Genomic DNA, 23,451 nt, shown 5'->3' with positions numbered 1-23,451 from the left:
TTTGAGCTTTTTGTTCAGACTTTTTTTATGAAATGTCGGATAGGTTACCTTCAAAAAGGTTAAAAGTTTTAAAATGATGCTAAATAGCGTATAATGGTAAAAGAAAGAAGAGAAAGGGATTTCAATATGAATAAACGTTTTTTGTTGCCTGTCCTATCGACAGCCCTATTAGCTCCAGCCTTTTTAGCTGGACAGGTCTATGCTGAAGAAAATACTAGTACTTCAGAAGCTACAGAAGTTGTGAGCACTGCAGAAGCACCCGTAGTAGCAGCGACTCCTGAGGTTGTTACAAGTCCGGCAACGGTAGCTGAAGAGGTTGCACCTCAAAAAGCAGAAGCAGATACTGTTATCTTGCATACCAATGACGTGCATGGCCGTATCGTAGAAGAAAAAGGAGTAATCGGAGATGCCAAGCTCGCGACAGTTATTGAAAAAGAGCGCGAAAAGGGCAATCAAACGACTCTAGTGGTGGATGCAGGTGATGCCTTCCAAGGTCTGCCGATTTCAAACTCTACAAAGGGTGAAGCTCGTGCCAAAATCCTAAATGAGATGGGCTACGATGCTATGGCTGTAGGAAATCATGAGTTTGACTTTGGACTTGACGAAGCTAAAAAATACAAAGAAATCTTGAACTTCCCACTGCTTAGCTCAAATACTTATGTGAATGGGGCTCGTTTATTTGAAGCAGCAACAATTGTTGATAAGAACAAGGATGTTGAAGGTGATGAATTTGTCGTCATCGGTGTGACAACACCTGAAACAGCTACTAAGACCCATCCTAAAAATGTTAAAGGTGTAACCTTTACAGAACCTATTGCAGAGGTTAACAAGGTTATCGAAGAAATTCAAGCTAAAGCCTTGGCAGAAGGCAAAGACTACAAACATTATGTTGTTCTCGCTCACTTGGGAGTTGATACAACAACACCTGTAGAATGGCGTGGTTCAACACTTGCAGAAGCACTTTCAAAAAATCCTCTTTTGAAAGGTAAGCGTGTTACAGTGATTGACGGTCACTCTCATACAGTAGAATCAACTACTTATGGTGACAATGTGACCTACAACCAAACAGGAAGCTATCTCCATAACGTTGGTAAAATCACTTACAAATCTCGCCAATTATTGGGTAATCCTTCACTCATTGCAGCTGCTGATGCTAAGAAATTGGAAGCCAATCCAAAAATTGAAAAACTTGTCAAGGACATCAAACAAAAGTATGACGCTGAAAATGCTATAGAAGTTGTTTCAAATAGTCCAGTTGAGTTGAATGGTGACCGTGAAAATGTTCGTGTCCGTGAAACCAACCTTGGGAATGTCGTAGCAGATTCTCTCTACCAGTATGGTCAAACGGGATTTAGTCATCCAACAGATATCGCTGTGACAAATGGTGGTGGCTTGCGTGAAACGATTGCCAAGGGTAAACCAATTACAAAAGGAAATGTCATTGCGGTTTTACCATTTGGGAACACAATTTCACAAATTCAAGTAACTGGCCAGCAGATTTTTGAGATGTTTGAAAAATCACTCGGATCTATCTTGCAGGTGGATAAGGCAGGAAAAACTGTCTTGGATGAAAATGGTCAACCATTGCTAGAACCAAGTGGTGGATTCTTACAGATTTCAGGAGCCAAGGTCTATTATGATACAAACTTAACTGCAGGCAAACGTGTCTTGGCTATTCAAGTTAAGAATCGTGCGACTGGTCTTTATGAAAAACTAGATTTGGAAAAAGTCTACTACCTAGCAACCAATGACTTCCTTGCAGCAGGTGGTGATGGTTATACCATGCTTGGTGGAGCTCTAGAAGAAGGACCTTCAATGGATGCTGCCTTTGAAGATTACCTTAAAACAGCTGATTTGACTCAGTATGAAAATGTAAATCCAAATTCACGCACGATTTCTGTGGATTCAAAAACATTTAAACTGCCAGAAGATCAAGGTAAAGAGCAAGATCCAGCTAAACCAGGAAAAGATTCAGCAACAGATCCGGCTAAACCAGAAAAAGATCAAGCAATAATTCCTACTCAGCCAGGAAAAAATCAGGGAACAACTCCGGCTAAATCAGGAAATGATGCAACTAAGCCAGGAAAAACTCAAGAGACAACTCCAGCTAAAACTGAGAAGGACTCAGCAACAAAAACAACTCCATCAGGAAAAACTCAAGGAACAACTCCTGCCCAAACATCTACTGTAAAAGTTGATTATAAGGTTGCAGATAAATTTGTCAATAAGACAGTCGTATCAGAAAAAATACTTCCGAATACAGGTAGTGAACAATCTATTTTCATGATGCTATTGGGTATGATTCTTGGAGCGACAGCCCTCTGGACTAGCCGCAAACAAGAAAAATAATTCTAAAGGATGAAAACATCTCAGGTGTTTTCATCTTTTTTCTTGACTCCTTACTTGGATGTGATATACTTAACTAGTAAAGGAATGGTGTGATACTCAATAAAACTCAAAGAGCAAACTAGGAAGCGAGACGCGGGCTGTACTTGAGTACGCCAAGACGAAGCTGACGTGGTTTGAATTTGATTTTTGAAGAGTATGAAAACCTTGTATTTATAGAAATTCCGTTCTAAGAAAGGAGCAAATCATGAGACAGTTGGCAAAAGATATCGATCAATTTTTAAACGAGATTATTTTAAAAGCTGAAAATCAGCATGAAATTTTGATTGGCCATTGCACGAGTGATGTGGCCTTGACCAATACCCAGGAGCATATTCTCATGCTTTTATCAGAGGAGTCGCTAACCAACTCTGAGTTGGCGCGTCGTCTCAATGTCAGTCAAGCTGCCGTTACCAAGGCTATCAAATTCTTGGTCAAGGAGGGGATGTTGGAGACATCTAAGGATCCCAAGGATGCTCGCGTTATCTTCTATCAATTGACAGACTTGGCACGACCAATTGCTGAGGAACACCACCATCATCATGAGCATACCCTCTCGACTTATGAGCAGGTTGCCACTCAGTTCACACCAAACGAACAAAAAATTATCCAGCGGTTTTTAACTGCTTTAGTAGGAGAAATCAAGTAATGAGATACATCACAGTAGAGGATTTGTCCTTCTATTATGACAAGGAACCGGTTCTTGAGCATATCAATTACAGTGTTGATAGTGGGGAATTTGTCACCCTCACTGGAGAAAATGGAGCTGCCAAGACGACTCTTATCAAGGCCAGTCTAGGTATTTTACAACCGAGAATTGGGAAAGTAACCATCTCAAAGACAAATATTCATGGGAAAAAATTAAGAATTGCCTATCTTCCTCAGCAAATTGCTAGTTTCAATGCAGGTTTTCCAAGTACTGTTTATGAATTTGTCAAATCAGGTCGCTACCCAAGAAAGGGCTGGTTCCGTCGTTTGAATGCCCATGATGAAGAACACATCAAGGCTAGTTTAAACTCAGTTGGCATGTGGGAACATCGGGATAAACGCATTGGTTCTCTCTCTGGTGGGCAAAAGCAAAGAGCGGTCATTGCACGTATGTTTGCTTCAGATCCAGATATCTTTATATTGGATGAGCCGACAACAGGGATGGATGCAGGTACCAAGAATGAATTTTATGAGCTCATGCACCATAGTGCCCACCATCATGGCAAGGCTGTTTTGATGATTACTCACGATCCTGAAGAAGTTAAGGATTACGCAGATCGTAATATCCACCTTGTTCGTGACCAAGATTCGCCATGGCGTTGTTTCAATGTCCATGAAAATGATCAGGAGGTGGAACATGCTTAATCTATTTTCTTATGATTTTATGCAGCGAGCCTTTTTAGCGGTTATTGCCATGAGTCTCTTTTCACCAGTTCTGGGGACCTTCCTTATTTTGCGTCGCCAGAGTCTTATGAGTGATACACTGAGTCACGTCTCGCTTTCGGGTGTTGCCTTTGGCTTGGTTTTGGGGATTTCTCCGACCATCTCAACCATTGTGATTGTCTTGATTGCAGCGGTCTTCCTTGAATACCTACGCACGGTTTATAAGAGCTTTATGGAGATTGGGACAGCCATTCTCATGTCTACAGGACTTGCAGTTTCACTTATTGTTATGAGTAAAGGTAAGAGCTCTAGTTCTATGAGTCTGGATCAATATCTGTTTGGTTCTATTGTGACCATCAGTCAAGAGCAGGTAATTGGACTCTTTATCATTGCAGCAGTTGTATTGGTCTTAACCTTCCTCTTTTTAAGACCTATGTACATCTTAACTTTTGACGAGGATACAGCTTTTGTAGATGGCCTTCCAGTGCGTACTATGTCCATTCTCTTTAACATGGTAACGGGTGTGGCTATTGCGCTCATGATTCCAGCTGCAGGAGCACTCTTGGTGTCGACCATCATGGTCCTACCAGCTAGTATCGCTTTACGTCTAGGGAAGAACTTTAGTTCGGTGATGATTCTTGCCAGCGTTATTGGTTTTCTAGGTATGGTAGCAGGGCTTTATATCTCCTACTATGCAGAGACACCACCGAGTGCAAGTATTACCATTATCTTTGTAGTTGTCTTTTTGTTAGTCAGCTTACTCAAACGTTTTATCAAATAGGAGAAAAAAATGAAAAAACTAGGCCTACTTTTGGCAAGTCTTGTGACGGTATTCTTAGTGGCTTGTTCCAATCAAAAACAGGCAGACGGAAAATTAAATATCGTCACAACATTCTACCCTGTTTACGAATTTACCAAACAAGTAGCAGGCGATACAGCCAATGTCGAGCTCTTGATTGGGGCAGGGACAGAACCACATGATTATGAACCATCGCCTAAGGCAGTTGCTAAAATCCAAGACGCTGATGCCTTCGTTTATGAAAATGAGAACATGGAAACATGGGTTCCCAAGCTTTTAGATTCACTAGATGCGAAAAAAGTAAAAACAATCAAGGCTACTGGAGATATGTTGCTTCTTCCAGGTAGTGAGGAAGAGGAAGACCATGACCATGGTGAAGAAGGCCATCATCACGAGTATGACCCTCATGTATGGTTGTCTCCTGCGCGTGCCATTAAGCTTGTAGAGCACATTCGTGACAGTTTATCAGCTGACTATCCAGATAAGAAGGCGACTTTTGAACAAAATGCAGCAGCCTATATCGAAAAACTACAAGCCTTGGACAAGGCCTATAGTGAAGGACTTTCTAGTGCTAAACAAAAGAGTTTTGTGACTCAACACGCGGCCTTCCGTTATCTAGCTTTAGATTACGGACTCAATCAAGTTTCTATCTCAGGTCTTTCCCCAGATGCGGAGCCTTCAGCAAGTCGCTTGGCAGAATTGACCGAGTACATCAAGAAAAACAAGATTTCTTATATCTACTTTGAAGAAAATGCCTCTCAAGCTCTAGCTAATACTCTTTCAAAAGAAACAGGAGTTAAGTTAGACGTTCTGAATCCTCTAGAAAGCTTGACCGAAGAGGACATGAAGGCCGGTGAAAACTATATCTCTGTCATGGAGAAAAATCTCAAGGCCCTCAAGCAAACAACGGACCAAGCAGGAGCAGAAATTGAGCCAGAAAAAGCAGAGGAGACTAAAACCGTTCAAAATGGTTACTTTGAAGATGCCGATGTCAAGGATCGTACCTTGAGTGACTATGCTGGCAACTGGCAGTCAGTCTATCCTTTCCTTGAAAATGGAACTCTAGATCAAGTCTTTGACTACAAGGCTAAATTGACTGGCAAAATGACCAAGGATGAATACAAAGCCTACTATCAAAAAGGCTATCAAACTGATGTATCTAAGATTAATATCACGGATAATACTATGGAATTCATCCAAGGTGACCAAAGTAAGAAATATACATACAAGTATGTCGGCAAGAAAATTTTGACTTATAAGAAAGGGAATCGAGGAGTTCGTTATCTCTTTGAAGCGACAGACGCGGATGCTGGACAATTCAAGTATGTTCAATTTAGCGACCACAATATCGCACCAGTTAAGACTGGGCACTTCCATATCTTCTTTGGTGGTACTAGCCAAGAAGCCCTCTTTGAAGAAATGGATAACTGGCCAACCTACTATCCAGATGGCTTATCTGGTCAAGAAATCGCCCAAGAAATGCTGGCTCATTAAGATACGATTCACATGATAAAAGCGAACAGGAAAGTTTTCTGGTTATCAGAATCCTCTCTTGTCCGCTTTTTTGAGTTTTGTCAGTTAAAGAGCTTTTGCACTTCTTCTTGTACTTATGGCCTTATTGAATACCAAGTTTTCATTACTTGTCAAAGCCTTGTAAAGCCTTTTCGCGTTCTTCTACTTGTCCCTTGGCATCTAGTTTATTACCACCGTAAACTGCTGTTTCCCATGATCCATACATTGGATTTGGGAAGATGATGAATTTTTCACCAAATTCTTTTTGCAATTCTTCAAGTTGTTTGTCACGATCAGCTTCAGAAGTCTTAGAAAATTCTGCAAAGTCTACAAGGTTATCACCAAATAGTAACACAAGATTTGTCTTTTCTTGAACCGCTTGTCGACGACCTTCTTTGGATTTCACACCACTTTCTAGGAACATGAGGTGATCACGTCCTTGTACAGGAATACCTTCGCTTTCTAGATTTTTAATGGTAGCATCTACTTGGTCGACTGAACGGTCAGAAATATAGTAGATTTGGACACCGTTTTGATCGGCAAACTGAAGAAAATCTTTAGCACCTGGGACGGCTTTTGCTGCAGCTTTTTGGACCCAAACATCCCAATTTTCAGGTGTGAATGCTGTTCCATCTTTGACATTTTGAACTTGATAAGGACTGTTATCTAGGACCGTTTCGTCCAAGTCCAAAACAATCGAATAAGGCTTGTCTGATTCTGTTTTCAGTAATTCCTTTAGACGATCTGTAGCAACATTATAACCTTGTAGATACAAGGCTTTTGTTTCGGCCGCTTTTTGATACCAGAGAGTTGACATGGTATTTTCTCTAGACCGTAGTTGGTCGTAAGTCATTGTAATCTGATTGTCAGATGAGTTATTAGCGGATGTTTGTGTTTCTGTGGATTTTGTGGCGCAGCTGGTCAATAAGATGACAGATGCAAGTGCAGAAACGATTGTAACAGTGGTTTTAGCTGTTTTCATAAAATGTCTCCTGTCTATTAATTTCAATAACAGTATAGCATGAGGGAATAGTTAAGGCAAGCGTTTTCCTAAATATGGACTTGATTTTCCAAAGAAAGATGTAGATAATTAACGGATTAGAGGAAGAGAAAAATATTTTAAAACCTTGAAAAATCTAGCTAAATAGGGTATAATATAAATAATCATTTGTCGTAGGTTTTGTCTGAAATATTGTCCGGACAAGGCTCACAGCAGTTAAATCTCCTGAAAAAGTCGGATTTAGCTGCTCTTTTTGTGCTTTTTTTCAGGTTTTTCGACCTTTGTAACAAAGATTTAAAGATTCTGAAAATTAGTCGAGGGGGATAAGTTGATAGGGTTTTTAGAACCATCTAACGATAATTACTAGCTTAGATCACTAAGCTTGGAACTTTATTTAAAAAGGAGAATCATCTTGGCAGGACATGACGTTCAATACGGGAAACATCGTACCCGTCGTAGTTTTTCAAGAATCAAAGAAGTTCTTGACTTACCAAATTTGATTGAAATTCAAACTGATTCATTCAAAGATTTCCTAGACCATGGTCTGAAGGAAGTGTTTGAAGATGTATTGCCAATTTCAAACTTCACAGACACAATGGAGTTGGAATTTGTTGGCTACGAAATCAAAGAACCTAAATATACGCTAGAAGAGGCTCGTATCCACGATGCCAGCTATTCAGCACCTATCTTTGTAACCTTCCGCTTGATTAACAAAGAAACTGGCGAAATCAAAACACAGGAAGTTTTCTTTGGTGACTTCCCAATCATGACTGAGATGGGTACTTTCATCATCAACGGTGGTGAACGAATCATCGTATCACAGTTGGTGCGTTCTCCAGGTGTTTACTTTAATGACAAGGTAGACAAAAATGGTAAAGTGGGTTACGGTTCAACTGTTATCCCTAACCGTGGAGCTTGGTTGGAACTTGAAAGCGACTCAAAAGACATCGCCTACACTCGTATCGACCGTACTCGTAAGATTCCATTTACGACCTTGGTTCGTGCGCTTGGTTTCTCAGGCGATGATGAAATCTTTGATATCTTTGGTGACAGCGATCTTGTTCGTAACACTGTTGAAAAAGATATTCACAAGAACCCAATGGACTCTCGTACAGACGAAGCTTTGAAGGAAATCTACGAACGCCTTCGTCCAGGTGAGCCTAAGACTGCTGAAAGCTCACGTAGCTTGCTTGTAGCTCGTTTCTTTGACCCACGTCGTTATGACTTGGCTGCAGTTGGTCGTTACAAGATCAATAAAAAACTCAATGTTAAAACACGTTTGCTTAACCAAACCATTGCTGAACCATTGGTAGACCCTGAAACAGGTGAAATCTTGGTGGAAGCTGGGACAGTTATGACTCGTAGCGTGATTGAAAGCATTGAAAGTCATTTGGATGGCGATTTGAACAAGATTGTCTACATTCCAAATGATGCTGCTGTAGTAACAGAGCCAGTTGTTCTTCAAAAATTCAAGGTTGTTGCACCAACTGATCCAGATCGTGTTGTAACAATCATCGGTAATGCAAATCCAGATGACAAGGTTCGTATCGTAACGCCTGCAGATATCTTGGCTGAGATGAGCTACTTCCTCAACTTAGCAGAAGGTATTGGTCGTGTGGACGATATTGACCACCTCGGAAATCGTCGTATCCGTGCTGTTGGTGAATTGCTTGCCAACCAAGTGCGTCTTGGACTTTCACGTATGGAACGTAACGTTCGTGAACGTATGTCTGTTCAAGATAACGAAGTACTAACACCACAACAAATTATCAATATCCGTCCAGTAACTGCAGCTATCAAAGAATTCTTTGGTTCTTCTCAATTGTCACAGTTCATGGACCAACACAACCCACTTTCTGAGTTGTCACACAAGCGTCGTTTGTCTGCCTTAGGACCTGGTGGTTTGACACGTGACCGCGCTGGATATGAAGTGCGTGACGTGCACTACACTCACTATGGTCGTATGTGTCCAATTGAAACACCTGAAGGGCCAAACATCGGTTTGATCAACAACTTGTCTTCATACGGGCACCTCAACAAGTATGGTTTCATTCAAACACCATATCGTAAGGTTGACCGTGCAACTGGAAAAGTAACCAACGAAATCGTTTGGTTGACAGCCGATGAAGAAGATGAGTTCACAGTAGCGCAGGCTAACTCTAAATTGAACGCAGATGGCACTTTTGCTGAAAAAGTTGTCATGGGACGTCACCAAGGGGTTAACCAAGAATATCCAGCATCAAGTGTTGATTATATGGACGTTTCGCCTAAGCAGGTAGTTGCCGTTGCGACAGCATGTATTCCTTTCTTGGAAAACGATGACTCCAACCGTGCCCTCATGGGAGCCAACATGCAACGTCAGGCTGTGCCATTGATTGATCCCAAAGCACCTTACGTGGGTACTGGTATGGAATACCAAGCAGCTCATGATTCAGGAGCTGCAGTTATTGCACAACATGGTGGTAAGGTTACCTATGCAGATGCTGACAAGGTAGAAGTTCGTCGTGAAGATGGCTCATTGGATGTTTACCACATTCAAAAATTCCGTCGTTCAAACTCAGGTACTGCCTACAACCAACGTACTCTCGTAAAAGTTGGCGATATCGTTGAAAAAGGTGATTTCATTGCTGACGGACCTTCTATGGAAAATGGAGAAATGGCGCTTGGACAAAACCCAATCGTTGCCTACATGACATGGGAAGGTTACAACTTCGAGGATGCCGTTATCATGAGCGAACGCTTGGTTAAAGATGATGTCTATACATCTGTCCACCTTGAAGAATACGAATCAGAAACACGCGATACAAAGCTTGGGCCTGAAGAAATCACTCGTGAAATTCCAAACGTTGGTGAAGATGCCCTTAAAGACCTTGACGAAATGGGTATTATCCGTATCGGTGCTGAGGTTAAAGAAGGGGATATCCTTGTAGGTAAAGTAACACCTAAGGGTGAAAAAGACCTTTCAGCTGAAGAACGTCTCTTGCACGCTATTTTCGGAGACAAATCTCGTGAAGTTCGCGATACTTCACTTCGCGTACCCCACGGTGCCGATGGTGTTGTTCGTGATGTTAAGATCTTTACACGTGCAAATGGTGATGAATTGCAATCAGGTGTTAACATGCTGGTTCGAGTTTACATCGCTCAAAAACGTAAGATCAAGGTCGGAGATAAGATGGCCGGACGTCACGGGAACAAAGGGGTTGTCTCTCGTATCGTTCCTGTAGAAGATATGCCTTACCTTCCAGATGGAACTCCAGTCGATATCATGTTGAACCCACTTGGGGTGCCATCGCGTATGAATATCGGTCAGGTTATGGAGCTTCACCTTGGTATGGCAGCTCGTACTCTTGGTATCCACATCGCAACACCAGTCTTTGACGGAGCAAGTTCAGAAGATCTTTGGTCAACTGTTAAGGAAGCAGGTATGGATAGCGATGCTAAGACTATCCTTTACGATGGACGTACTGGTGAACCATTTGATAACCGTGTGTCAGTTGGTGTCATGTACATGATCAAACTCCACCACATGGTTGATGATAAATTGCACGCTCGTTCTGTCGGACCATACTCAACAGTTACGCAACAACCACTCGGAGGTAAGGCTCAGTTTGGTGGACAACGTTTCGGTGAGATGGAGGTTTGGGCGCTTGAAGCCTATGGTGCCTCAAATGTCCTTCAAGAAATCTTGACTTACAAGTCTGACGACATCAACGGACGTTTGAAAGCCTATGAAGCTATTACAAAAGGAAAACCAATTCCAAAACCAGGTGTTCCAGAATCCTTCCGAGTTCTTGTTAAAGAATTACAATCACTTGGTCTTGACATGCGTGTTCTTGACGAAGATGATCAAGAAGTTGAACTTCGTGATCTTGACGAGGGCATGGACGAAGATGTCATCCACGTAGATGACCTTGAAAAAGCACGTAAAAAAGCTGCTGAAGAAGCAAAAGCTGCTTTTGAAGCTGAAGAAGGTGCAAAAGCGGAAGCAACAGAAGAAGCTACTGAACAAGAATAAGTAGCTCACTTAGAATAGAAAGGGAAGAAATAGTGGTTGACGTAAATCGTTTTAAAAGTATGCAAATCACACTAGCTTCTCCAAGCAAAGTCCGTTCATGGTCTTATGGAGAAGTCAAAAAACCTGAAACAATCAATTACCGTACGTTGAAACCAGAACGTGAAGGACTATTTGACGAAGTCATCTTTGGTCCTACAAAAGACTGGGAATGTGCTTGTGGTAAGTACAAACGCATTCGTTACAGAGGGATTGTTTGTGACCGTTGTGGTGTTGAAGTAACGCGTACAAAAGTTCGTCGCGAACGTATGGGACACATCGAGTTGAAAGCTCCTGTATCTCATATCTGGTATTTCAAGGGGATTCCAAGCCGTATGGGCTTGACCCTTGATATGAGTCCTCGTGCACTTGAGGAAGTTATCTACTTTGCAGCTTATGTGGTGATCGATCCGAAGGATACACCACTTGAGCACAAATCAATCATGACAGAGCGTGAATACCGTGAGCGCTTGCGTGAATATGGCTACGGATCATTCGTTGCTAAAATGGGTGCCGAAGCTATCCAAGACCTCTTGAAACAAGTAGATCTTGAAAAAGAAATTGCTGAGCTTAAAGAAGAATTGAAGACAGCAACTGGACAAAAACGTATCAAAGCTATCCGTCGTTTGGATGTTTTGGATGCCTTTTACAAGTCTGGAAACAAACCTGAATGGATGATTCTTAACATCCTTCCGGTTATTCCACCAGATCTTCGTCCAATGTTGCAGTTGGATGGTGGCCGTTTTGCCTCATCTGACTTGAACGACCTTTACCGTCGTGTTATCAACCGTAACAACCGTTTGGCTCGTTTGCTTGAGTTGAACGCACCAGGTATCATCGTTCAAAATGAGAAGCGTATGCTTCAAGAAGCGGTTGACGCTTTGATTGACAATGGTCGTCGTGGTCGTCCGATTACAGGACCAGGTAGCCGTCCACTTAAATCATTGAGCCACATGCTCAAAGGTAAACAAGGACGCTTCCGTCAAAACTTGCTCGGTAAACGTGTTGACTTCTCAGGACGTTCCGTTATCGCCGTTGGTCCAACTCTTAAGATGTACCAATGTGGTGTGCCACGTGAAATGGCTATCGAGCTCTTTAAACCATTCGTGATGCGTGAAATTGTTGCCCGTGATATCGTGCAAAACGTCAAAGCTGCTAAACGCTTGGTGGAACGCGGAGATGAGCGTATCTGGGATATCCTTGAAGAAGTGATCAAAGAACACCCAGTGCTTTTGAACCGCGCACCGACCCTTCACCGTTTGGGTATCCAAGCCTTCGAGCCAGTCTTGATTGATGGTAAGGCCCTTCGCTTGCACCCGCTTGTCTGTGAAGCCTACAATGCCGACTTTGACGGGGACCAAATGGCCATCCACGTACCGCTTTCAGAAGAAGCCCAAGCAGAAGCTCGTATCTTGATGCTGGCTGCTGAGCACATCTTGAACCCGAAAGATGGTAAACCAGTTGTTACTCCATCTCAGGACATGGTTTTGGGTAACTACTACTTGACCATGGAAGAAGCTGGTCGTGAAGGTGAAGGAATGGTCTTCAAAGACCGTGACGAAGCTGTTATGGCTTACCGCAATGGCTATGTTCACCTCCACTCACGTGTTGGTATCGCAACAGACAGTCTTAACAAACCATGGACAGAAGAGCAAAAACACAAAATCTTGCTTACAACTGTTGGTAAGATCCTCTTCAACGATATCATGCCAGAAGGTCTACCCTACTTGCAAGAACCAAATAATGCCAACTTGACAGAAGGCGTTCCAGCTAAATACTTCTTGCCACTAGGTGGAGATATCAAGGAAGCTATCAGCAAACTTGAGCTTAACCCTCCATTCAAGAAGAAAAACCTTGGAAATATCATCGCTGAAATCTTCAAACGTTTCCGTACGACAGAAACATCTGCCCTACTTGACCGTATGAAGAACCTCGGTTACCACCATTCAACTCTTGCAGGTTTGACAGTGGGTATTGCTGATATTCCAGTCGTTGAAGACAAGGCTGAAATCATCGAAGAATCACACAAACGTGTAGAACAAATTACTAAACAATTCCGTCGTGGTATGATCACAGATGACGAACGCTACAATGCTGTTACAGCTGAATGGCGTGCTGCCCGTGAAAAATTGGAGAAACGTTTGGTTGCCAACCAAGATCCTAAGAACCCTATCGTTATGATGATGGACTCTGGAGCCCGTGGTAACATCTCAAACTTCTCACAGCTTGCCGGTATGCGTGGTCTGATGGCTGCTCCGAACGGACGTATCATGGAATTGCCAATCCTTTCAAACTTCCGCGAAGGTTTGTCAGTACTCGAAATGTTCTTCTCAACACACGGTGCTCGTAAAGGTATGACCGATACGGCTCTTAAGACAGCCGACTCAGGTTACTTGACTCGTCGTTTGGTTGACGTTGCCCAAGACGTTATCATCCGTGAGGATGACTGTGGAACTGACCGTGGACTCTTGATCCGTTCTATTACTGAAGGTAAAGAGATGATTGAGTCTCTTGAAGAACGTCTCAATGGTCGTTACACTAAGAAAACTGTTAAACACCCAGAAACTGGTGCAGTTATCATCGGTCCAAATGAATTGATCACAGAAGACAAGGCGCGTGAAATCGTCAATGCTGGTGTTGAAGAAGTGACTATCCGCTCTGTATTTACATGTAACACTCGTCATGGTGTCTGCCGTCACTGTTATGGTATCAACTTGGCGACTGGTGATGCGGTTGAAGTTGGTGAAGCAGTTGGTACAATCGCTGCCCAATCTATCGGGGAACCTGGTACACAGCTTACAATGCGTACCTTCCACACGGGTGGGGTTGCCTCAAATACCGATATCACTCAGGGTCTTCCTCGTGTCCAAGAAATCTTTGAAGCCCGCAATCCTAAAGGGGAAGCGGTTATCACAGAAGTCAAAGGACAAGTTACTGCTATCGAAGAAGATGCTTCAACTCGTACTAAGAAAGTCTTCGTTAAAGGTGAAACTGGAGAAGGCGAATACGTGGTACCATTTACAGCTCGTATGCGTGTCGAAGTTGGAGACCAAGTTTCTCGTGGTGCAGCATTGACAGAAGGTTCTATCCAACCAAAACGTCTCCTTGCTGTACGTGATGTCTTGTCAGTTGAAACCTACCTTCTCGGTGAAGTACAAAAAGTTTACCGTAGCCAAGGGGTAGAAATCGGAGACAAACACATTGAGGTAATGGTTCGTCAAATGATCCGTAAAGTTCGTGTTATGGATCCAGGGGATACAGATCTTCTCATGGGAACTCTTATGGACATCAACGACTTTACAGATGCTAACAAGGATGTTCTCATCGCAGGTGGAGTACCAGCGACAGGTCGTCCAGTCCTTATGGGAATCACCAAAGCCTCACTTGAAACAAATAGTTTCTTGTCAGCGGCTTCCTTCCAGGAAACAACTCGTGTCCTTACAGATGCGGCTATCCGCGGTAAGAAAGACCATCTCCTTGGACTTAAGGAAAATGTTATCATCGGTAAGATTATCCCAGCTGGTACAGGTATGGCACGTTACCGTAACCTTGAACCACAAGCTATCAATGAAGAGTCTTACCTAGCATCTTCTCAAGAAGAAACTTCAGTAGATACGACTGTAGAAGAAGTCGTTGAAACTGTTGAAGTAAGCGAATAAGTAGGTGTTACTTAAGATCTGAGATGAAAAGATTAATCATTCACTATAGATTCTTAAGAAGGATCCACTAGATAAAAAAGCGAACAAGGCAGAATTCTGATTGTCAGAAAACTAGCTTTGCTCGCTTTTTGTATTTAATGTTAGGTTTGCGTTCTACTCACATTTTCAATTCATAAAGAGCGACTTATTTTAACTTGCTCGAGATACAATACTATGCTACAATCATCTAAAAAAGCAAGGACATCAAGATATGAAAACTGAATACCAAAAAATGATTGTGGGGGAACCCTATCACCCATTCGACCCAGAACTCCGTTCTCTAGCACAAACAGCGCGACAAAAGCAAGCTGCTTTTAATGAAGAAGTTGATCCAGTAAAAGGTATGGAAATCATCAAAGGATGGTTTGGCTCTACGGGTCAAAACCTCTATGTCAATCCTCGATTGGTGGTAGATTACGGGGTCAATATTCATCTGGGAGAAAATTTTTATTCCAATTGGAATTTAACTATGCTAGATGTTTGTCCTATAACCATCGGTGACAATGCTATGATTGGTCCCAACTGTCAATTTTTAACACCCCTTCACCCACTGGACCCCGATGAACGAAACTCGGGACTAGAATTTGGCAAACCCATCACGATTGGTAAGAATTTTTGGGCAGGTGGTGGTGTCATTGTCCTACCGGGTGTTACTTTAGGTGATAATGTCGTTGCAGGAGCAGGAGCGGTCATTACAAAATCCTTTGGTGACAACGTAGTTCTAGCAGGAAATCCAGCACGAGTTATCAAAGAGATTCCAGTTAAAGGAAACTAAAGGTTGTAGAAAGAGAAAGTGAAGTCTTTTTCACAAGAGCTCTTTGGAATTGGAAAGCCTAATCAGTCTCAGTTTCAAAAACCTATTGCTAGCAAAAAACGAGGTCGGAATTTTTATCCCAGCCTCGTTTTTCGTTTTTAGAGATTCTTTCTCTTTTTAGCTTTTTTAGTCAATACCACATCGCATTGATCAATATTTTGTGTAAGATAGCTAGTCACTTGGAAATCATCGACCTCTGTTTTTAGCTCGACTTCATAGACAATACTAAGGTTGTCCCCTGCATTTGTGCTATTGATCGTAATCATGTCAATTTCTGAGCAGAATTGGTCAAGAGCTGATTGGAGAGCTTCTTGTACCTTATATTGATTAGCTACCGTGATTGTCAAAAGTCTACGACGTTGATTGTCAGTTTTGACTTGTTGATTTTCCAAAAGGAACCAAACGCCCAAGATAAAGAGCGTGAAGAGAATTGCTAGGAAGAGATAGCCTGTTCCACAAGCCAGACCGATAATCATGGCTAGGAAAATTGCAATCAGTTCTCTTGAACCACTAGTTGCAGAACGGAAACGAATCAAACTAAAAGTTCCTGCTACAGCAATTGAAGTTCCCAAGCTTCCATTGACCAGAAAAATAACTAAGGTCATAAGGCAGGGAAGCAGAGTCAAGCTGATAGCAAATTCTCTGGTGTAGAGGGTCCGATATTTGTAGGTCCAAGTAAGTGCCAAACCGAGGACTAGACTGACTAGAAGTGCCAGCAGTAGTTGGAAGGGATCAGCACTTGCAGTGGCATTGTTGAAAATTGAATTAAATAGATTAAGCATAAGCAGTACCTGCGCTTTCTATACTGGGACGTGGTGTATAAGGAAGCCCTTGAGATTTGTGGTAAGCACAACTGTATTTTGAAAATTTGTGCTCCATCAAACCATACTTGTCTAGGATGTTTTGTAACCACTGGGGTTTGTTTCCAGGAGCCTTAATCTCCATAATTACAGTATTGTCATCTAGTAAAGCATCTCCATGGTTTCCAGCGAAAAGACTGACATTTTCATCTCTATAGACTAGATTTTGGTCAATTGTGATACGAATTTTATTATAGTCGTAGCCCTCGATGTATTTTTTTTCTTTTAATGAATAACGATCGTAGTAGATGTACATACGAGGCTGGATAGCCTGCTTGTAATCCTGATGAAGTTTTTTCACTTTTTCAATGACGACTGTATCAGTAATGCTAGCATCCAGGTGCCCTTTTGTCATAAAATTAAGAATAGAAATAGGAGTTGAGAGTAGTCTAAATTTGCGACCAACTCCTTCTTGATCCTTGGTTTTGATTTCTAAAAATACTTGACTATCTGCTTTGGGTTGACTGAGATAGGTCCGCATCCGAACCTTTTCTTTTCGATTATTTCCAAAATCATCATCTTGGAGCACATCAAAATCTTCCGTATCAAAGTAGATATTTGAAATAGTTGAAATTGGATAGTCGTCTTCTACTAAATATTCTTTTAAATCTTGGATGAGTTTGTCTATTTTATCTTTGGAGACAATATATTTGGTTTCAATCCGTTTGAAAGTTGTTTCTAATGGTTTCATAAGTCTTTCTCCTCTTGCTTTCAGTTATACTATTTTTAAACAAGGTGAACTTGCTTGTCTACAATTCTAGAGGGGGTTTCTAAAACTTTTGTTAAATTTAACTTAATTGAAACTAAACTTAAGAAAACTTTCAGAAAAAGTTTAGGCTTCTTTTAGGAAAGACCCGTAGACTAAGAGCATGTAAAATGAAAGACGAGGAAACGAGCATGAAAGCAAAAAAATGGACATTCCTATTAACAAGTATAACAACTCTAGCACTGGTAACAGCATGTACCCAGTCAACCTCAAATACAACAGCTAGCAATAGTACTGCAACGACAACAGTAACTACCAATAAGAAAACATCTAGTTACTTTACAGATAAGGACTATGATACTTCTTATGATGAAAAAACAGCTGCAACTGTAACTTTGTCAGGATCAACGGCGACGGTATCAGGTGACGGAGTGGCCGTATCAGGATCTACCGTTACAATCTCTAAGTCAGGTACCTATGTGATTTCTGGTCAATCTGATGGAGTTCAAATCAAGATCGAAGCTGGAAGTTCAGATGACGTACACATCGTTCTAAATGGTGTCACCATGACCAATACCAATGCAGCTATTTCTGCTACATCAGCTGGCCATGTTTACTTAACTCTAGCAGATGGCACAACCAATAGCCTCTCAGATTCAGCTTCAAATAGTGATGACAAGGCTGACGCGGCCCTCTTCTCTAAAGTGGACTTGACCATCAATGGTAAAGGAACTCTCAATGTAGATGGTAAGAAAAACAATGGTATTAAGGCCAACGATACACTTCACATCACTGGCGGAACCTACAATATCACAGCAGTTGGAGACGCCTTTAATGTTAATGATGAACTCAACATTACTGGAACGACAATGACTATCGATGCTAAGGAAGATGGTGTCAAGGTCGACAATGATGAGGATACATCTGTTGGAACCATGTATCTCTCTGATAACACTATAACCGTTACTGCAGGTGATGATGGTATCCATGCCTCAGGTGATTTGGTTATCGATAGTGGAACCTATACAGTCAAGAACTCTACAGAAGGGCTTGAAGGTAAGTCTATCACCATCAACGGTGGAGACATCAGCATTTACTCAACAGATGATGGTGTCAATGCAGCCAACAAAAATGCCCAACAAAGTGAAATTTTCTTCACCATGAATGGAGGGAACTTAACAGTTGAAGTTGGCCAAGGAGACACGGATCCAATTGATTCAAACGGTAATATTACAGTTAATGGAGGAACCATCAAAATGACAGGTCAATCTGGTTTTGACTTTGACGGAACAGCGACCTACACAGGTGGAGACATCTACCTCAATGGTGAAAAACAAACTGAAATCGTCAATTCCATGCCTGGAGGCGGAGGAGCACCTGGCGGTGGCCCTCAAGGAAATGATGGCCCTGGTGGTGGTGCACCTGGTGGTCACCCATAAAAGAAAATCTCCTTTCTCGAAAGAGAAGGGAGATTTTTTTCAATTTTTGGGAAAAGCTGCAGGAGCAGCTTGGGTTGTTGCAGGTGTGACGTCATCAGCAGAAGCAATAGTAGTTCCTGTGAAGACAGTTCCTAAAACAACGGAAGCTAAGGTTAGAGTTTGTTTACGTAAAATAGTATATTTTTTCAAAATACGTCCCCTTTTTAATAAACTATTTTCTCTGATACCGGTTTTTAAAAACTTATCAACGATATATTAATCAAGGCTTTTGGACTTTTCATATCTCTAGTTATTAATAAAAAACCGAACAAGAAAAATATACCTGAAATAATTTAAATACACAAAACTCACGAAAAAAATAGGATTCCTACAAATTTGCAGGAATCCTTATTTTATCGGTGTTTCTACTTTATTTTTATACGTAAAAAATACTAGCTAGTTACTTTATTTATGCTTCTACATTAGCACTAAGAACAAAGATGGCGACTAGTTTAGTAATTTTTCAAAGAATTGGATGACCTCCGGTTTGAGATTACTTTCCTTCGGTTCAACTAATGAAACGTAAAAACTAATCCGTTCATTTTCTGCCATCGGAATCGCGATCAGTTCTTCTTCACCATCTGTTAGTGCAAGATCTGCTAGTAAGCTAATTCCAACTTGTTTCCGAAGGAGTTGTTTTAGAAGCTGAATATCATCCGTCTGAAAGAAGGGAGTAGCCTTATGGTGATAACGCTCATTCAACTGTTCAAAGGCTTTTAAATGAACAAAGTGCTCATCTGGAATGATAAAATCTTCATTGATGACGTCTGAAAATTGTAATATCTTTTTTGAGGCTAGTGGATGGTTGTGATGAAGGATATAGAAGAGATCTCGTTTGGCCATTTCTCTTACCTGGAAGCGATGGTCTTTAATCGGTTCCAAACTCCCCAAAAAACTAGCATCTAGCTCTCCTTTGGAAAGTAATTCCAACAGTTCGACAGATCCTTCTTGAACAGGATGGATACTTTGAAGAGCTGCAACATTACTGATAAAGGCGGGTTGTTTTCGGACAAGATAGTCAATGATGATTGGTGGGAAACCAATCGTATTGAATTGAGAGAGACTCCGTAGAATCTCTTTTTTTGCCCCTTGAATCTCAGGTAAGACCTTTTGAATATGTCGTAGCAAGATTTCTCCTTGGGGCGTCAATTTGAAAGTACGGTGAGAAGGATCGTGCACAATTAATTGGCAGTGAAATTCCTTTTCTAGTCGTTTAATCGCATAGGAAACGGATGGTTGACTGATCCCGTGTTTTTGCGCAACCCCAGTAAAGGATTGCTGTTGACTAAGATCAAAAAAATAATAAAAGTCCTTAAGATTCATTGGGCTCCCTCTTCTAAATAGACAGAAATGGATAAGTAAAAATTATCCGTGATAGCTAATTTGACTATATGATTTTTTATTTGTTACAATCTAAGGTGAGTCAGAGGACAATTAAAGGCTATCTAAAAGATCTTCGAAAATCTTTAGGAACTTCTCCCTTTTTCCAACTGGAAGTTGTTTGATTTTCATATTTACTCTCTTAAGTGAAAGGCTATCGGTAGGATCTGAAGATGCTTCGAGTGAATCAAAATTGAAGAATTCTTCAGGAGTTAACTCAAGAGCAGAAATGACTTTTTCAAGACTGTGAATGGTCAGATTCACATTTTGATTTTCCAATTGATTGATGTATTTTAATCCAAGGTCTGCCCGTTCCGACAGCTCCTCTTGACTCATGTTCTGTTTATTTCGCAAATATTTGACTTTTTGCGCTATATACCGTTGTAAATAATGTTTTGTTTTCATGTAACCAGAATACAAGTTTTAAATAACAAAATTAACACCTTAAACAAAACAAAGTATGCTATAAGAAACATATTTTTAATTTTTGATGGGAATAACCTTCTAAAAACGTGGAAAGGATCTCGCTTTTTAAAAAGATGATCAGGACGATTTAGTAAGGAATGGATAAATCTATTATCTTGTTATTGCTTGAAGTTCCGTCATTTTAGGGTGCGTCGTCTAAATTTTCATTTAGTGACTCATTCATATTGTATCATATATAGAACAAAGTGTCATATAAAGCAAAAAAGTGTTATAATAGAATAAACTAATAAGGAGGTCACATGATGACTGCACATGATATTTTAAACAACCCCTTCCTTAACAAAGGAACTGCCTTTACCTTGGAGGAACGTCAGAAACTAGGTCTCATTGGCCTTCTGCCACCTTACGTTCAAACCATTGAAGAACAAGCAGCACAAACTTATGCGCAAATGCAAACAAAGGTTAACGATTTGGAAAAACGTTTATTCTTGATGGAAATTTTTAATACCAACCGTACCCTTTTCTATTACCTGTTTGCTCAACATTTGGAAGAATTTAATCCCATTGTCTATGACCCAACCATTGCTGATACCATTGAGGGTTATAGCGACCTCTTTGTAGATCCACAATATGCGGCCTATCTTGACATCAATCACCCTGAAAATATCGAAACAACTTTGAAAAATGCAGCGGGTGATCGTGAAATTCGTCTTATTGTTGTGACAGATGCAGAAGGTATTCTCGGTATTGGTGACTGGGGTACAAATGGTGTCGATATTTCTGTTGGGAAATTGATGGTCTATACTGGAGCTGCAGGAATTGATCCTTCCATGGTGCTTCCTTTAGTCATTGATGCAGGTACCAACCGTGAAGAATTGCGTAACAATCCTAATTACTTAGGAAATCGTCACGAACGTGTACGTGGTGATCGTTACTATGATTTTATCGATCAATTTGTCCAAACTGCAGAACGTCTTTTCCCTAAACTCTACCTTCACTGGGAAGATTTCGGTCGCTTAAATGCTGCCAACATTCTTGAAAAATACCGGAAGCAAATTCCAACCTTTAACGATGATATCCAAGGAACTGGTATCGTGACCTTGGGTGGTATCTTTGGTTCACTGGATATTACAGATGAAAAATTAACGGATCAAGTTTACCTCTGCTATGGTGGTGGAACTGCTGGTGCAGGGATTGCCTCTCGTGTGCTTCGCGAAATGGTTAGTGAAGGTCTGTCTGAAGAAGAAGCCTATAAACGCTTCTTTATGGTAGATAAACAAGGTCTCCTCTTTGATGACATGGACGACCTAACTCCAGAACAAAAACCATTTGCTAAGAAACGCTCTGATTTTGCCAATGCGGATAAGTTAACGGACCTTCTTGAAGTAGTGAAGACGGTTAAGCCAACCATTCTTGTGGGAACTTCAACTCAGCCAAATACCTTCACTAAAGAAATCGTAGAGGCTATGTGTGAAAATACTGAACGTCCAATGATCTTCCCATTGTCTAATCCTACGAAGCTCGCAGAAGCAAGTGCCAAAGATTTGATTGAATGGTCAGATGGAAAAGCGTTTGTTGCAACAGGAATTCCAGCTGGTACAGTTTCCTATAAAGGAGTAGACTACGTGATTGGTCAAGCGAACAATGCGTTGATCTATCCAGGTCTTGGACTTGGTATGTTGGCCTCTGAAGCGAGTCTCTTGACAGATGAAATGATTGGTGCCGCTGCACATTCATTGAGTGGGATTGTCAATCCAGGTCAACCTGGAGCACCAGTCTTACCTCCGTTTAAGTATGTAGCCGATGTTTCCATCAAAGTAGCGGAAGCAGTTGCTAAAAAAGCACAAGAACAAGGTCTTGCACGTGCTCAAGAAACAGATATGGCTAAAGCGGTCCGTGATTTGAAATGGTATCCAGAATATAAATAAGTAAATGGAAATGGGGTGTACGAGTGCGACTGGATGCCTCGTACCCCTTTTGCTATATGTCCTATTATAAAGAAAGGGAGACTATGGAAATCTTTATAACGTCAATTCAGAGTATTGTACCCATTATCGTCATCATCATTCTTGGTTATTTCTTGCAAGTCCGTGGTTGGTTCCAAGAGAGTTTTGGAAATGACTTATCTAAACTCATTATGAATGTGGCTATGCCTGTGGCAATTTTTACCTCTGTTCTTAAATATTTAACCTTAGATAAGCTGATTAGCTTGTCTGGTGGTTTGCTCTATACGTTTATCGCCTTCATTCTTGGTTATCTAGCGGCCTTTATTGCGGTGAAAGTTTTTAAAGTGCGCTCAGGACGCCGAGGAACCATGATTAATACCTTTGTCAATGCCAATACTATTTTCATTGGTTTGCCTTTAAATATCGCTCTGTTTGGGGATCAAGCCCTTCCTTACTTCTTGGTATATTATATTACAAATACTATCTCTACTTGGACCTTAGGTGTCTATCTGATGACTTCTGATAGCAAAGAAGGGGCTTCAAAACAGACTCAAAAATTTAATTGGAAGAAGCTCTTCCCTGCTCCTTTATTAGGTTTTCTCGTAGCCCTCGCCTTTTTAGTGCTCCGTCTGCCTGTTCCAAGTTTTGCGGAAAGTACCTTGACCTATATTGGTAGTTTAACAACGCCATTATCACTTGTCTATATTGGTATCGTTCTAGCGAAGGCGGGACTTAAGACCATTCGCTTTGATAAGGATACCATTATCACACTGGTTGGTCGTTTTATCCTTGCGCCGGTCATCATGCTCCTAGTTTTGAAGTTCTTCTCTCCAAATATGGTAGCATCAGAATTTAGAACCTTTATGATTCAATCAGCAACACCTGCTTTAGCGGTTCTTCCTATCCTTGCCAATCAAGGAAAAGGCGATGTTGAGTTTTCAACGAATGTGGTCACTCTCAGTACGGTTTTATTTGTAATTGTGGTTCCGATTCTACAGACATTATTAGGATAAAAGGAGTAGAGT

Annotated in this window: 17 protein-coding genes; 11 read left to right on the top strand and 6 right to left on the bottom strand. The window is 41.2% G+C overall.

The features are described 5' to 3' along the window. Window positions 1-126: 126 nt before the first annotated feature. The 5 genes from nt5e (at window position 127) to AAFQ93_RS01020 (ending at window position 6,049) form a co-directional block, all read left to right on the top strand. Complete coding sequence (gene nt5e, locus AAFQ93_RS01040; protein ID WP_375555388.1) at window positions 127-2,349, top strand: cell surface ecto-5'-nucleotidase Nt5e; 2,223 nt, start codon at window positions 127-129, stop codon at window positions 2,347-2,349. Between the two features lie 244 nt (window positions 2,350-2,593). Beyond that, the gene (gene adcR, locus AAFQ93_RS01035) at window positions 2,594-3,034 is read left to right on the top strand and encodes a zinc-dependent transcriptional regulator AdcR (protein ID WP_375555387.1); all 441 of its coding nucleotides are present in this window, start codon (window positions 2,594-2,596) and stop codon (window positions 3,032-3,034) included. Then, on the top strand, window positions 3,034-3,738 hold the full coding sequence (locus tag AAFQ93_RS01030; protein WP_001269493.1) for a metal ABC transporter ATP-binding protein: 705 nt from the start codon (window positions 3,034-3,036) through the stop codon (window positions 3,736-3,738). Before adcR ends, AAFQ93_RS01030 begins: the two co-directional genes overlap by 1 nt. After that, window positions 3,731-4,537, top strand: a complete 807-nt coding sequence (locus AAFQ93_RS01025; RefSeq protein WP_375555386.1) for a metal ABC transporter permease — start codon at window positions 3,731-3,733, stop codon at window positions 4,535-4,537. Before AAFQ93_RS01030 ends, AAFQ93_RS01025 begins: the two co-directional genes overlap by 8 nt. Before the next feature lie 9 nt (window positions 4,538-4,546). Next, window positions 4,547-6,049: a zinc ABC transporter substrate-binding protein AdcA gene (locus AAFQ93_RS01020; RefSeq protein ID WP_223140260.1), complete on the top strand. Its 1,503-nt coding sequence runs from the start codon at window positions 4,547-4,549 to the stop codon at window positions 6,047-6,049. 142 nt (window positions 6,050-6,191) lie between these two features. On the opposite strand, the gene AAFQ93_RS01015 is transcribed toward AAFQ93_RS01020, so the two are convergent. Beyond that, entirely contained in the window at window positions 6,192-7,049 is an 858-nt protein-coding gene (locus AAFQ93_RS01015) for a 5'-nucleotidase, lipoprotein e(P4) family (protein WP_045762615.1), read from the bottom strand. A gap of 430 nt (window positions 7,050-7,479) precedes the next feature. Here AAFQ93_RS01015 and AAFQ93_RS01010 point away from each other — a divergent pair, with 430 nt between their 5' ends. The 3 genes from AAFQ93_RS01010 (at window position 7,480) to AAFQ93_RS01000 (ending at window position 15,591) form a co-directional block, all read left to right on the top strand. Then, window positions 7,480-11,082, top strand: coding sequence for a DNA-directed RNA polymerase subunit beta (locus AAFQ93_RS01010; RefSeq protein WP_375555385.1), 3,603 nt, complete (start codon window positions 7,480-7,482; stop codon window positions 11,080-11,082). 32 nt (window positions 11,083-11,114) lie between these two features. After that, window positions 11,115-14,777 carry a DNA-directed RNA polymerase subunit beta' gene (gene rpoC / locus AAFQ93_RS01005; protein ID WP_375555384.1) on the top strand — a complete coding sequence of 1,221 codons (3,663 nt, stop codon included), beginning with the start codon at window positions 11,115-11,117 and terminating at the stop codon, window positions 14,775-14,777. A gap of 250 nt (window positions 14,778-15,027) precedes the next feature. Then, window positions 15,028-15,591 (top strand): sugar O-acetyltransferase, encoded by a 564-nt coding sequence (locus AAFQ93_RS01000; RefSeq protein WP_223140257.1) that lies wholly within the window; start codon window positions 15,028-15,030, stop codon window positions 15,589-15,591. 137 nt (window positions 15,592-15,728) lie between these two features. Here the strand turns inward: AAFQ93_RS01000 and AAFQ93_RS00995 are convergent, their stop codons facing one another. Continuing rightward, the gene (locus AAFQ93_RS00995; protein WP_223140256.1) at window positions 15,729-16,412 is read right to left on the bottom strand and encodes a DUF4956 domain-containing protein; all 684 of its coding nucleotides are present in this window, start codon (window positions 16,410-16,412) and stop codon (window positions 15,729-15,731) included. Further along, window positions 16,405-17,181: a polyphosphate polymerase domain-containing protein gene (locus AAFQ93_RS00990; protein WP_045762620.1), complete on the bottom strand. Its 777-nt coding sequence runs from the start codon at window positions 17,179-17,181 to the stop codon at window positions 16,405-16,407. Before AAFQ93_RS00990 ends, AAFQ93_RS00995 begins: the two co-directional genes overlap by 8 nt. A gap of 206 nt (window positions 17,182-17,387) precedes the next feature. Here AAFQ93_RS00990 and AAFQ93_RS00985 point away from each other — a divergent pair, with 206 nt between their 5' ends. Further along, window positions 17,388-18,635, top strand: a complete 1,248-nt coding sequence (locus tag AAFQ93_RS00985; RefSeq protein WP_045762635.1) for a carbohydrate-binding domain-containing protein — start codon at window positions 17,388-17,390, stop codon at window positions 18,633-18,635. Between the two features lie 39 nt (window positions 18,636-18,674). On the opposite strand, the gene AAFQ93_RS00980 is transcribed toward AAFQ93_RS00985, so the two are convergent. The 3 genes from AAFQ93_RS00980 to AAFQ93_RS00970 all read right to left on the bottom strand — a co-directional run bounded on the left by AAFQ93_RS00980 (window position 18,675) and on the right by AAFQ93_RS00970 (window position 20,459). After that, window positions 18,675-18,824 (bottom strand): hypothetical protein, encoded by a 150-nt coding sequence (locus tag AAFQ93_RS00980; protein WP_241768464.1) that lies wholly within the window; start codon window positions 18,822-18,824, stop codon window positions 18,675-18,677. A gap of 297 nt (window positions 18,825-19,121) precedes the next feature. Beyond that, window positions 19,122-19,997, bottom strand: coding sequence for a LysR family transcriptional regulator (locus tag AAFQ93_RS00975; protein WP_045762621.1), 876 nt, complete (start codon window positions 19,995-19,997; stop codon window positions 19,122-19,124). A gap of 111 nt (window positions 19,998-20,108) precedes the next feature. Next, window positions 20,109-20,459: a helix-turn-helix domain-containing protein gene (locus AAFQ93_RS00970; protein ID WP_045762636.1), complete on the bottom strand. Its 351-nt coding sequence runs from the start codon at window positions 20,457-20,459 to the stop codon at window positions 20,109-20,111. A 323-nt stretch (window positions 20,460-20,782) separates the two neighbouring features. Between AAFQ93_RS00970 and AAFQ93_RS00965 the strand changes: the two genes are divergently transcribed. Next, window positions 20,783-22,408: a malolactic enzyme gene (locus AAFQ93_RS00965; RefSeq protein WP_223141130.1), complete on the top strand. Its 1,626-nt coding sequence runs from the start codon at window positions 20,783-20,785 to the stop codon at window positions 22,406-22,408. Window positions 22,409-22,491: 83 nt separating this feature from the next. Next, on the top strand, window positions 22,492-23,439 hold the full coding sequence (locus AAFQ93_RS00960; RefSeq protein ID WP_045762622.1) for an AEC family transporter: 948 nt from the start codon (window positions 22,492-22,494) through the stop codon (window positions 23,437-23,439). The last annotated feature ends 12 nt before the right edge of the window (window positions 23,440-23,451 follow it).

The organism is Streptococcus nidrosiense (genome assembly GCF_042140045.1).
Lineage (GTDB): Bacteria > Bacillota > Bacilli > Lactobacillales > Streptococcaceae > Streptococcus > Streptococcus nidrosiense.
The sequence above is the reverse complement of the archived record's forward strand: the minus strand, read 5'-3'. Positions and strand labels throughout refer to the sequence as shown.